10 protein-coding genes and 1 pseudogene are annotated in these 12012 nt (G+C 63.9%); 5 read left to right on the top strand and 6 right to left on the bottom strand.

Features of this window, described 5'->3' with window-relative positions; translation table 11 throughout:
* Window positions 1–104: 104 nt before the first annotated feature.
* Window positions 105–1607, top strand: a complete 1503-nt coding sequence (ppx, locus tag AC2T3R_RS25295; protein WP_004375529.1) for an exopolyphosphatase — start codon at window positions 105–107, stop codon at window positions 1605–1607.
* Here the strand turns inward: ppx and ppk1 are convergent.
* Window positions 1594–3834, bottom strand: coding sequence for a polyphosphate kinase 1 (gene ppk1, locus AC2T3R_RS25300; protein ID WP_013974735.1), 2241 nt, complete (start codon window positions 3832–3834; stop codon window positions 1594–1596). The genes ppx and ppk1 overlap by 14 nt on opposite strands.
* Before the next feature lie 213 nt (window positions 3835–4047).
* Between ppk1 and AC2T3R_RS25305 the strand changes: the two genes are divergently transcribed.
* Complete coding sequence (locus tag AC2T3R_RS25305) at window positions 4048–4692, top strand: DedA family protein (protein ID WP_015272245.1); 645 nt, start codon at window positions 4048–4050, stop codon at window positions 4690–4692.
* A gap of 501 nt (window positions 4693–5193) precedes the next feature.
* Here the strand turns inward: AC2T3R_RS25305 and AC2T3R_RS25310 are convergent.
* Window positions 5194–5820, bottom strand: a pseudogene (locus tag AC2T3R_RS25310) (sterol desaturase family protein); the annotation flags it as partial.
* Between the two features lie 112 nt (window positions 5821–5932).
* On the opposite strand from AC2T3R_RS25310, the gene elbB reads away from it, so the two are divergent.
* Window positions 5933–6592: an isoprenoid biosynthesis glyoxalase ElbB gene (gene elbB / locus AC2T3R_RS25315; protein ID WP_004375530.1), complete on the top strand. Its 660-nt coding sequence runs from the start codon at window positions 5933–5935 to the stop codon at window positions 6590–6592.
* Window positions 6593–6745: 153 nt separating this feature from the next.
* Here the strand turns inward: elbB and AC2T3R_RS25320 are convergent, their stop codons facing one another.
* The gene (locus AC2T3R_RS25320; RefSeq protein WP_013974739.1) at window positions 6746–7198 is read right to left on the bottom strand and encodes a YaiI/YqxD family protein; all 453 of its coding nucleotides are present in this window, start codon (window positions 7196–7198) and stop codon (window positions 6746–6748) included.
* Window positions 7199–7370: 172 nt separating this feature from the next.
* On the opposite strand from AC2T3R_RS25320, the gene AC2T3R_RS25325 reads away from it, so the two are divergent.
* Window positions 7371–10226, top strand: a complete 2856-nt coding sequence (locus AC2T3R_RS25325; RefSeq protein WP_486744413.1) for a class I adenylate cyclase — start codon at window positions 7371–7373, stop codon at window positions 10224–10226.
* Window positions 10227–10343: 117 nt separating this feature from the next.
* Here AC2T3R_RS25325 and rnk read toward each other — a convergent pair whose 3' ends face one another.
* The 3 genes from rnk to cyaY all read right to left on the bottom strand — a co-directional run bounded on the left by rnk (window position 10344) and on the right by cyaY (window position 11459).
* Complete coding sequence (gene rnk / locus AC2T3R_RS25330) at window positions 10344–10754, bottom strand: nucleoside diphosphate kinase regulator (protein WP_015272249.1); 411 nt, start codon at window positions 10752–10754, stop codon at window positions 10344–10346.
* A gap of 146 nt (window positions 10755–10900) precedes the next feature.
* Window positions 10901–11125 (bottom strand): DUF1289 domain-containing protein, encoded by a 225-nt coding sequence (locus tag AC2T3R_RS25335; protein WP_013974742.1) that lies wholly within the window; start codon window positions 11123–11125, stop codon window positions 10901–10903.
* 1 nt (window position 11126) lies between these two features.
* A complete protein-coding gene (cyaY, locus tag AC2T3R_RS25340; protein ID WP_004375540.1) occupies window positions 11127–11459 on the bottom strand; it encodes an iron donor protein CyaY in 333 nt (110 codons plus the stop codon).
* A gap of 333 nt (window positions 11460–11792) precedes the next feature.
* Here cyaY and lptM point away from each other — a divergent pair, with 333 nt between their 5' ends.
* On the top strand, window positions 11793–12008 hold the full coding sequence (lptM, locus tag AC2T3R_RS25345; protein WP_004375542.1) for an LPS translocon maturation chaperone LptM: 216 nt from the start codon (window positions 11793–11795) through the stop codon (window positions 12006–12008).
* Window positions 12009–12012: the final 4 nt, after the last annotated feature.

Raw genomic sequence — 12012 nt, forward strand, 5'->3', positions numbered from 1 at the left:
CATTGCCTTGCATCAAGGCCAGCTCAACGGCTGTGTACCACGCGTTGGCGACAGCCTGCTATCGTGGCACGATTGCCGGGTTAACGACCGAGAAAAACCAGATCATGCCGCATACCATCGCGAAGAACCTGTCCCTGATCGCCGCCATCGACCTTGGCTCCAACAGCTTCCACATGGTCGTGGCCAAGGCCCACCATACCGAAATCCGCATTCTCGAGCGGCTCGGCGAGAAGGTTCAGCTGGCCGCTGGCATCGACGAAGAACGCATGCTCAGTGAAGAGGCAATGGAACGAGGCCTGGATTGCCTCAAGCGCTTTTCCCAACTGATCAACGGCATGCCGGCAGGCTCCGTGCGCATCGTCGGTACCAACGCCTTGCGCGAAGCGCGCAACCGCAACGAATTCATCCAGCGCGCCGAAGCCATCCTTGGCCACCCGGTCGAGGTGATCTCCGGCCGTGAAGAAGCGCGCCTGATCTACCTGGGCGTGTCGCACACCCTGGCCGATACCCCCGGCAAGCGCCTGGTGGCCGATATCGGTGGCGGCAGTACCGAGTTCATCATCGGCCAGCGCTTCGAGCCGCTGCTGCGCGAAAGCCTTCAGATGGGCTGTGTAAGCTTCACCCAGCGCTACTTCCGCGACGGCAAAATAACCCCGGCCCGCTACGCCCAGGCCTACACCGCCGCGCGCCTGGAGCTGATGAGCATCGAGAATGCCCTGCACCGCCTGACCTGGGACGAGGCCATCGGCTCGTCCGGTACCATTCGTGCCATCGGCGCCGCCATCAAGGCAGGCGGCCTGGGCAATGGCGAGGTCAACGCCGAAGGGCTGGCCTGGGTCAAGCGCAAGCTGTTCAAGCTGGGAGAGGTCGACAAGATCGACTTCGAAGGCGTCAAGCCGGACCGCCGCACCATCTTCCCGGCGGGCCTGGCGATTCTCGAAGCGATCTTCGATGCCCTGGAACTGCAGCGCATGGACCACTGCGACGGCGCCCTGCGCGAAGGCGTACTGTTCGACCTGCTGGGCCGCCACCACCACGAAGATGTGCGCGAACGCACCCTGAACTCGCTGATGGAGCGCTACCACGTGGATCAGGGCCAGGCTGCACGCGTCGAGCGCAAGGCATTGCACGCCTTCGACCAGGTGGCCGACGCGTGGGACCTCAAAGACGGGAACTGGCGCGATCTACTGGGCTGGGCGGCGAAAGTGCACGAAATCGGCCTGGATATCGCCCACTACCATTACCACAAGCACGGCGCCTACCTGATCGAGCACTCCGACCTGTCGGGCTTCTCCCGCGAGGACCAGCAGATGATGGCCTTGCTGGTACGCGGCCATCGCCGCAACATCCCAAAGGACAAGATCGCCGAACTGGGCGAGGAAGGAGTCAAGCTGCTGCGCCTGTGCGTGCTGCTGCGCTTCGCCATCCTGTTCCACCACATCCGTGGCAATCAGCAGATGCCGAAGGTCGAGCTCAAGGCTGCCGACAGCAGCCTCGATGTCGCCTTCCCGGAGGGCTGGCTGGAACAGAACCAGCTGACCCAGGCCGACTTCGCCAACGAGGCGGAGTGGCTGGCCCGGGTCGGCTTCGTCCTCAGCGTACGTTGAGGACCGGGTTGCTCAGGCGCTCCAGCAGGGTCGCCTGGGCACTGCGCGGGTTCTGGTTGCCGGTCGGCGTGCTGCGCACATAGCGCCCGTCCGGCTGCAGGGTCCAGGCGTGGGTGTTATCGGTCAGGTAGCCTTCCAGCTCCTTCTTCACCCGCAGCAACAGCTTCTTGCCTTCCACCGGGAAGCAGGTTTCGACGCGCTTGTCGAGGTTGCGCTCCATCCAGTCGGCACTGGACAGGTAGATCTGCTCTTCGCCGCCATTGAGGAAGTAGAACACCCGCGTGTGCTCGAGGAAGCGGCCGATGATCGAGCGCACCTGAATGTTGTGCGAAACCCCCGGAATGCCTGGGCGCAGGCAGCACATGCCACGCACCACCAGGTCGATCTTCACGCCCGACTGGCTGGCCTTGTACAGCGCCTTGATGACCTTCGCATCGGTCAGCGAGTTGAACTTGGCGATGATATGCGCCGGCTTGCCTTCGAGGGCGAACTGGGTTTCCCGCGCGATCATGTCGAGCATGCCCTTCTTCAGGGTGAACGGCGCGTGCAGCAGCTTCTTCATGCGCAGGGTCTTGCCCATGCCGATCAACTGGCTGAACAGCTTGCCGACGTCCTCGGTGAGGGCGTCGTCGGAGGTCAGCAGGCTGTAGTCGGTGTACAGACGGGCGTTGCCGGCGTGGTAGTTACCGGTGCCCAGGTGCGCATAACGCACAATCTCGCCGTGCTCTCGGCGCAGAATCAGCATCATCTTGGCGTGGGTCTTGAAGCCGACCACGCCGTAGATCACCACCGCACCGGCCGCTTGCAGGCGGCTGGCCATCTGCAGGTTGGACTCTTCGTCGAAGCGCGCCCGCAACTCGATCACCGCAGTGACCTCCTTGCCGTTACGCGCCGCGTCCACCAGCGCATCGACGATTTCCGAGTTGGCCCCGGAACGGTACAGGGTCTGGCGCACGGCAAGCACGTGCGGGTCCTTGGCGGCCTGGCGCAGCAGGTCGATCACCGGGGTGAAGGACTCGAACGGGTGCATCAGCAGGATGTCCTGCTTGCCGATCACGCTGAATATGTTGTCGGCGTTCTGCAGCAGCTTGGGGATCGCCGGGGTGAACGGCGTGTACTGCAACTCGGGGTGGCTGTCCAGGCCAGTGATGCTGAACAGGCGGGTAAGGTTGACCGGGCCGTTGACCTGGTAAAGCTCGCTTTCGCTGAGGCTGAACTGTTTGAGCAGGTAGTCCGACAGGTGTTTCGGGCAGGTGTCGGCCACCTCCAGGCGAACGGCGTCACCGTAGCGGCGCGAGAACAGCTCGCCGCGCAGGGCGCGGGCCAAGTCATCGACCTCTTCGGAGTCCAGCGCCAGGTCGGCGTTACGGGTCAGGCGGAACTGGTAGCAGCCCTTCACCTTCATGCCCTGGAACAAGTCGTCGGCGTGCGCGTGGATCATCGACGACAGGAACACGTAGTTGGCGCCCGGGCCACCCACCTCTTCCGGCACGCGGATGACCCGCGGCAGCAGGCGCGGGGCCGGGATGATCGCCAGGCCCGAATCGCGGCCGAAGGCGTCGACACCCTCGAGCTCGACGATGAAGTTGAGACTCTTGTTCACCAGCAGCGGGAACGGGTGGGTCGGGTCGAGGCCGATCGGGGTGATGATCGGGGCGATCTCGTCGCGGAAGTAGCGGCGCACCCAGGTCTTGAGCTTGGGCGTCCAGTAACGCCGGCGGATGAAGCGGATATGGTGCTTTTCCAGCTCGGGCAGCAGCACGTCGTTGAGGATCGCGTACTGGCGCTCCACTTCGCTGTGCACCAGGTCGCTGATACGCGCCAGCGCCTGGTGCGGCTGCAGGCCGTCGGCACCGGCCTGTTCACGGGCAAAGTTGATCTGCTTCTTCAGGCCGGCGACGCGGATCTCGAAGAATTCGTCGAGGTTGCTAGAGAAGATCAACAGGAACTTGAGGCGTTCGAGCAGCGGGTAGTTCTCGTCCAGCGCCTGCTCCAGCACACGGATATTGAACTGCAGCTGCGAGAGTTCGCGATGAATGTACAGGCTGCTGTCGTCCAGGCCTGGGATGACGATCGCCGGGGCCGGCGCAGGGGCCGGGGCCGCAGTCTCTGCCACCGGTTCGGCAGGCAGGGGCGCTGGCGGCAGGTCTGGCGGGGTCTGCACCATCTCTTCGGGGAGTTCCTGAGCATCCTTGATCGCGACAGGGGTTAGCACTTCATTATTCATCTGGCGTTCCTGAGGACGTTAACGCCCTATCATCTATTGAGCGGCAAGATAAGCGCCCATTATGACGCCTGTGTTACACGCCAGGGCAAGCCGTGGCGCGTGGCTTCTGGCATTCTCCAAGCAGGAATTGTTCATGTCGAGACACATCTGGACACTTTCACGAACGCGCGCGAAGGGGTAGGCTTCGCGTTCATTTCGCCAGCACCTCAGAAAATGCTTCAACAATTCCTGCAGGATTTCGGCTACTTCGCCCTTTTTCTAGGCACCTTCTTCGAAGGCGAGACCATCCTGGTGCTTGCAGGATTCCTTGCGTTCCGCGGTTACATGGACATCAACCTGGTGTGTCTGGTGGCATTTTTCGGCAGCTATGCCGGCGACCAGCTGTGGTACTTCATGGGCCGCCGCCACGGGCGCAGGATCCTGGCGCGCAAGCCACGCTGGCAGGCGATGGGTGACCGGGCGCTGGACCACATCCGTCGCCACCCCGACATCTGGGTACTGAGTTTCCGCTTCGTCTATGGCTTGCGCACGGTCATGCCGGTGGCCATTGGCCTGTCCGGCTACCCGCCACGCCGCTACCTGCTGCTGAATGGTATCGGCGCGGCCATCTGGGCAGTGGCCCTGGGCGCGGCCGCGTATCACTTCGGCGCCATCCTCGAAGGCCTGCTGGGCAACGTGAAGCGCTACGAGCTATGGGTGCTCGGTGGCCTGTTGGCGCTGGGCGGCCTGTTGTGGCTGCGCCGGCGCTTCCGCACGTTGCGCGCGGAGCGCAAGGCGGCGGGCAAAGCCCAGGCCCCAGAGGCTGAGCAGGCTGTAAGCCACGAGGAACAACCAGGTCGGCGGCACGACCACCGCTAGGCCCAGTGCGCCCGCCAGGTAAAGCGCCGGCGCATTTGCCAGCAACCGTACCAACTCCAGGCGTATGGCCCATGGTCGGTTCTCCAGCAGCGCGCCAAGTACGAACAAGCCAAACGCCATCTGCGCCCAGCCAAGTACCAGGGCGGCGGTTGGCACGCGCTCGGCCACCTCCATCAGATAGCTGCCTAGCGCCACGTAACCCACGAATTGCGCCGCCACATAGGCCTGCTGCGCACGGCCCAAGGCAACCTCGAACTTGCGAAACAACGCCAGGTCCTGCTTGGCCTGCGGGTAGCGTGCGGCCACATCGGCCGGGCGCCAGCCGGTGGGCATGAACCAGATGCGCAGCTTGTCCCACAGGCTGTCGGCGCGCCGGGCGTCGTGCCAGAGCTGGGCATAGAACTGCAGGTTGGCCCACAGCGGGTTCCAGCTGGCCAGCGGCGTGGTCACCCCGAACACCACCGGCTCGGCTGGGTCCTCCTCTTTGAAGGTGCCGAACAGACGATCCCAGAGAATGAACACGCCGCCGTAATTGCGATCCAAGTAAGCAGGATTTTGCGCATGGTGGACGCGATGGTTGGATGGCGTGATCAACACCCACTCAAGCCAGCCCAGCTTGGGAATGTGCCGGGTATGCACCCAGAACTGGTACAGCAGGTTGAGCGATGCCACCGTGATGAACACCAGCGGCGGCACACCGAGCAACGCCAGCGGCAGGTAGAACAGCCACGAGAAGATGAACCCACTGCTGGTCTGGCGCAGCGCCGTGGTGAGGTTGTACTCCTCGCTCTGATGATGCACCGAATGCGCAGCCCACAGCACGTTGCGCTCGTGGCCAAGACGATGCAGCCAGTAGTAGCAGAAGTCGTACAGGACAAAGGCCAGCAACCACACCCACCAGGCCTGCGGCGGCAGGCGCAGCAACGCCATGTGTTCGAACGCCAGGGCATAGGTCACCAGCCCCACCCCTTTGGTCAGCAACCCGGTACTGGTCGACAGCGCACCGGTGCTGAGGCTGTTGATCGAGTCGGCGAGGGTGAAGTTGCGCTGGCCACGCACACGGTCGGCCAGCAGTTCGACGGCGATCAGCACGAAGAAGAACGGCACGGCCAGCAGGATCAGGTCCATGGGTACGACCTCAGACGTTATCCGCCAAGATTAGGCCGCGCTTGCAGGAATCCCTATGGCTACATCTGCCAAACTAGAGGACATTTAGCGCCTCGACACTGGAGTAAAAAGCATGACAAAAAAAGTAGCGGTGATTCTTTCCGGCTGTGGCGTTTATGACGGCGCCGAAATCCACGAAAGCGTGATCACCCTGCTGCGCCTCGACCAGCGTGGTGCGCAGGTGCAGTGCTTCGCGCCGAACATTGCGCAGATGCATGTGATCAACCACCTGACCGGCGAGGAAATGCCCGAATCGCGCAATGTGCTGGTGGAGTCGGCGCGCATTGCCCGCGGCGAGGTCAAGGACATCCGCGAGGCCAAGGCCGAAGACTTCGATGCGCTGATCGTGCCGGGCGGTTTCGGGGCGGCGAAGAACCTGTCCAACTTTGCCGTGGAAGGCGCCAACTGCACCGTTAACCCGGATGTGCTGGCCCTGGCCGAAGCCTTTGCCGACGCCTGCAAGCCGGTCGGCCTGATCTGCATCTCGCCGGCGCTGGCGGCGAAGATCTACGGGCCAGGCGTGGTCTGCACCATCGGTACCGACGCTGGCACTGCGGCGGCCGTGCAGAAGATGGGTGGCACTCATGAAGAATGCGATGTGCACGATATTGTCGAGGACACCCAGCGCAAGCTGGTGACCACTCCGGCGTACATGGAGGCCAAGTCGATCAGTGAAGCGGCTGGCGGGATCTACAAGCTGGTGGATCGGGTGCTGGAGCTGACGCACGAATAGGTTCTTGCTGGCACGCGCGGTGTAGGAGCGGCCTTGTGTCGCGATCGGGCCGCGAAGCGGCCCCGGCAATTTATGCGGCGAAGCTGAAAACCTGGGGCCGCGCTGCGGCCCGATCGCGACACAAGGCCGCTCCTACAGGGACCGCGCCTGCCCTCAGGGTTTGGACAACCGGGCAATGATCCGGTCCAGCGCATTGGCAAACGCCTGTTTCTCGCGCTCGCCATAAGGCGCCTGCCCTCCCCCCACCTGGCCCTGCTCGCGCAGCTCGGTGAACAGGTTGCGCGCCGCCAGCCGATCACCCATGTTGCGCTCGTCGAACTCGCGCCCGCGCGGGTCCAGTGCCGCCACGCCCTTTTTCACCAGGCGGTCGGCCAACGGCACGTCACTGCAGATCACCAGCTCGCCAGGCACGGCGTGCTCCACCAGGTAATCATCGGCCGCGTCCATGCCGCTGGGCACCACGATCAGGCGCACGATCGCGAACGCCGGCTTGGCCACAGCCTGGCCCGCCACCATCACTACCTCGAACTTGCGCTTGAGGGCGAACTTGACGATCAGATCCTTGGCCGCCTTGGGGCAGGCGTCGGCATCGATCCACACACGCATCGGAAAACCTCGCAATCAGCTGGAGGCCCCCATCATGCCTCAAGCGCAACGAAAGCTGCAGCCGCCGCCCACGCGCGCTGGGAAAATGGCGCCAATATTTCAATTGCCGCTTATCCGACCCCGCCACTCAGGCTACACTCGCCACAGCTCCGCTGGCCTGCCCGAGTGCGCAATGAACCACCCCCACGAAATCCGCCCCGACCTGGACGAAGGCATCGACCGCAAGGTCCTGGCGACATTGCGTGCGCGCTTCCTGCGGCTCAACCAGGGCCGGCTGCAGCGGGCCCTGGAGGGCCTGTCGACGCGCCAGCAACAGGTGCTGACACTGCTGCCGCTGCTGTTTCATGTGAACCACCCGCTGCTGCCAGGCTATGTTTCCGGGAGCACTCCTGCCGGCGTATCGGGCTACGAGCCAGGCGCCGATCTTGTAGTCGAGGCACAGCGTCTTGCCCGCTCGTTCACCTACAAGGCCCGTCATGGCAATCCGCCGCGGCCGATCCACGGCCTGTTCCTGATGGGCAGCCTGGGCTCACTGGCCCAAGCCGAGCAAAGCGACATGGACCTGTGGGTTTGCCACGCCCCGGGCCTGGCCGATGAGCTGCTGGACGAACTGCGCCGCAAATGCCAGCTGCTTGAGGCATGGGCGGAAAGCCTGGGTGCCGAGGCGCACTTCTTCCTGATCGACACACAAGGTTTCGCCCAAGGCCAGCGCGAAGGCCAGCTCGGCTCCGACGATTGCGGCACCACCCAGCACTATCTGCTGCTGGACGAGTTCTACCGCACCACTATCTGGCTGGCCGGGCGCACGCCACTGTGGTGGCTGGTGCCGGTCTACCAGGAACACGATTACCACACCTATACCCAGACCCTGCTGTCCAAGCGTTTCATCCGCAGCCAGGACGCCCTCGATCTCGGCAACCTGGCGCACATCCCGCCCGGCGAGTTCGTCGGCGCCGGCTTGTGGCAGCTGTTCAAAGGCATCGACTCGCCCTACAAGTCGCTGCTCAAGCTGCTGCTGACCGAGGCCTATGCCAGCGAGCACCCCACCGTTCGCTGCCTGAGCCTGGACTACAAGCAGGCAGTGTTCGCCAACCAGCTAGACCTCGACGAGCTGGACCCCTACGTGATGGTGTACCGGCGCATCGAGCGCTACCTGCTGCAGCGTGGCGAACACGCGCGCCTGGAGCTGGTGCGGCGCAGCCTGTACCTGAAGGTGAACAAGAAGCTCAGCGACCCGACCCGGGCCAATGGCTGGCAACGCCGGCTGTTGCAGCGCCTGGCCGACGAGTGGGGCTGGGACGAGCGCCAGTTGGCCCTGCTGGACAGTCGCAACCAATGGAAAGTGCAGCAGGTTGCCGTCGAGCGCCGCGAGCTGGTGGCCGAACTGAACCACAGCTACCGCTTTCTCAGCCAGTTCGCCCGCACTCAGAACGCCAGCAGCCGCGCCGACCAGCGCGATCTCAATGTGCTGGGCCGGCGCCTTTACGCGGCCTTCGAGCGCCGCGCCGGCAAGGTCGAAGTGATCAACCCCGGTATCGCCCCGGACCTGGCCGAAGGCACCCTGACCCTGGTCCAGGCGCCTAACCGCAAAGAGCCCGGCAGCCACCACTGGGAGCTGTACACCGGCAACCTGAGCCCCCATGAGGTGGACCACTTCAGCCCGCTCAAGCGTTGCCGCGAACTACTCGAACTGCTGACCTGGGCCCATCGCAACGGGGTGATCGACAGCAGCACGCGTCTGGCGTTGCACCCGGGTGTCAGCGACCTCAGCGAATTCGAGCTGTTCAACCTGGTCGGCTGCCTGCAGCAGAGCATCCCCCTGCCCTTGCCGACCGTCAGCGAAGTGCGCCTGCTGCAACCCAGCGTTGCCGACGAGGTGCTGCTGCTGGTCAACGTCGCCATCGACCCACTGCGCCACCACCGCGACCTGAACATCCTGATGACCACCGAGCGTACCGACTCGTTGAGCTATGCAGGCGTGCGCGAAAACCTGGTCCTGACCCTGGACCAGGTCACCCTCAACAGCTGGAACGAGGTACTGGTCCAGCGCTATGACGGCGAGCACGCGCTGGTGCGCTGCCTGCGCGACTTCCTCAACAGCCCCGTGCTGCGCGGCCACCGGCCGAGGGTGCGGGTGCGCTGCTTCTGCCACAGCCGCGCCCAGGCCATAGGCCAACGCGTGGAGGAAATATTCGACACCGTACAACTGCTGCTGGACCAGGGACTGAACCACCGCTACCTGCTGCAGGTGGCCCAGCACACCCATGTGCTGGAGCTGATGGCCGGGCATGTCGGCCTCACTACCTTGGCCGAGCATGAGGCACTGCTGAACCACCTGGGCGAAGAACGCAGCGCCTACAGCCCACTGTACCTGGATGCCAACGCCCTGCAGGACCACGACCTGCACCTGGTGCTGGAGCAAGGCCGGCCGTCCTGCATCCAGGTGTTCTACCGCCTGCAGGGTGGCTGGGCCGAGTTGTACGTGCTGGATGAATACAATGCCCTGTGGCAGCAACGCCTGCCGCTGCACGACGAAGCTCACTTGCTGTTGCCGCTGCAGCGTTTTCTGCGCTCGGTGGTGATGCGCCGTGATGCCCGGCTGCCGCTGGACACCCAGCGCGCGGCCTCACTGGACATCCACTACGCGCAACTGTTGCCTTCCGGGCCAGGCAAGGCGCGCAGCATCGAGCCGCGCCAGGCCCCGCTCGAGGGTAGCGACCAGCCTTACTATGAGGTGCAGGCGATCATCCAGGCCGGAGTGGCGGGTGCGGCGCACGTGACGCTGTATTGCGACCAGCAGGAGTTTTCCGAACTGGAGCATGGTGAACAGCTGTATGCGGTAGCCGCCCGGCAGATCATCGGGCAGCGACATGGTGCAGGGCAGTACCGCTGCTACATCACTGACCTGGATTTGTCCGAGTTGCTGGATGACCAGCTGGGGTCGACGCAGCTGTACCTGCGCTACAAGCGGGAGCTGGAGCAGGCTTTGAACGAGGGGTTGGAGCAGGTTTTGGCGCAAGAAGCTTGAATTGCCGGGGGCGCGTTGCGCCCCTTTCGCGACACAAGGCCGCTCCTACAGGGGAATGCGTAATCCTGTAGGAGCGGCCTTGTGTCGCGATGGGCCGCAAAGCGGCCCCCCTGGCCCTTACAGGTCGAAATCGCCCGCCGCTTCTGGCTGGTATTCCACTTCCAGCAGCTTCAGCTTGAGGGTCTTGCCCCCAGGGGCCGGCCAGTCGATCTGCGCGCCCACCGACAACCCCAGCAAGGCGCAACCGATCGGCGCCAGGATCGAGACCTTGCCTTCCGGCCCGGCATCCTTCGGGTATACCAGGGTCAGGTGGTAGTCCTTGCCGCTGGCTTCCTCACGGCAGTGCACACGCGAGTTCATGGTCACCACGCCAGCCGGTACTTCCTCGTGACCGACCACCTGCTCGGCGCGGTCCAGCTCGCCCTGCAGGGCGAGCACACCCGGCGTACTCTCGTCGAGGCTGTCGATCAGACGCTCCAGACGTTGTACGTCCAATCGGGTGAGGATGAGGGAAGGCTTGGTGCTCATGATCCAGTCAGACTCCTTTGAACAGGCGGTTTTCATCGTGCAGATAAAGCAAAACCCCGCCCAAGGGCGGGGTTTGTGAAGGCTTTGGCGTCACCGACGCAGAACCCGACGTTACCACAGCCGGGTAAATACTCAAGCCCCTGCGATCAGTGTGCCTTAGCCTGGTCGCGCAGGGCCTGGGCCTCGCGGCAAATCTGCCGGCGCCGTTCGTCATCGGCCGAACGCCATTCACGGATATGCTCGACATGCCGGTGGCAACCTGTGCACACCCGCTGTTCGTCCAGCCGGCAAACGCTGATGCACGGCGACGGCACGGCGGGGCTGACGTTGCTGTAGAGCGGTTTGGGCGGCCGGGCCTGGGTACTGCTCATGTCAGATCTCGTCGAAGTCCAGCTTCTCGCCGGCCCGCTCCCAGACGATGCGCTCGAGCATTTCGCCCAGCAGCTCCTCGCTCTTCTCGCACACCCACTTGCCGCTTTCTTCGTCGTAGTCGAAGTGGAAACCGCCGGAACGGTCGGCCAGCCACAGCTGGCGCAGCGGCTCCTGGCGGCTGAAGATCAGCGTGCTGCCATTGTCGAACTTGATGGTCAGGACACCAGCGGAGTTCTCCATGTCCAGGTCCAGGCCGCTCTCGTCGAACAGGTCTTCCAGGGCCTGTTGGGTCGCGTCGACCAGATCATGGAAACGCGCTTCACTCAAACTCATTGCAGGAACCTCGAAATTGGCTGCGTTACAGGCAAGCCCGGCAAGATACGGGCGCTTGCCGCCGAATGCAAAGGTTTAGCCGCTACCTTCACTGGCATGAACTCAAAGCCAGCGCAGTACCTGTGGGAGCGGGCATGACCGCGAATCAGGTGCCGCGGTGTGTGGCACCGGCTCTGCCGGTGTTCGCGGGCACGCCCGCTCCCACAGGTACTGCGAAAGGGCCCTTGCAGGCGGTAAGAATAGCCCGCCCGGCGGGCCGGCCCTTGCATAGGCAAGCCGTCGGTCGCTCGGTATACTCGGGCGCAATACTGCATATTTCTAAGGATTTCACCCATGAAGCGCCTGATTTCCTCCCTCGCGGCGCTGGTCGCTGTTGCCTGCCTCGTTTCGGCCTGCGGCCAGAAAGGCCCGCTGTACCTGCCTGAAGATGGCAAGGACGGCAAAGCCAGCCACAAGTCGCACCAGTACCAGCCAAAAGCCAAGCCGGCCCCGACGCAGGAGCAGCAACCCGAGCTGCAGTCCGAGCCCGAGCAGTCGCCAGCGCAGTAAGGAA

It is taken from the genome of Pseudomonas sp. PVC-5-1 (genome assembly GCF_057444345.1).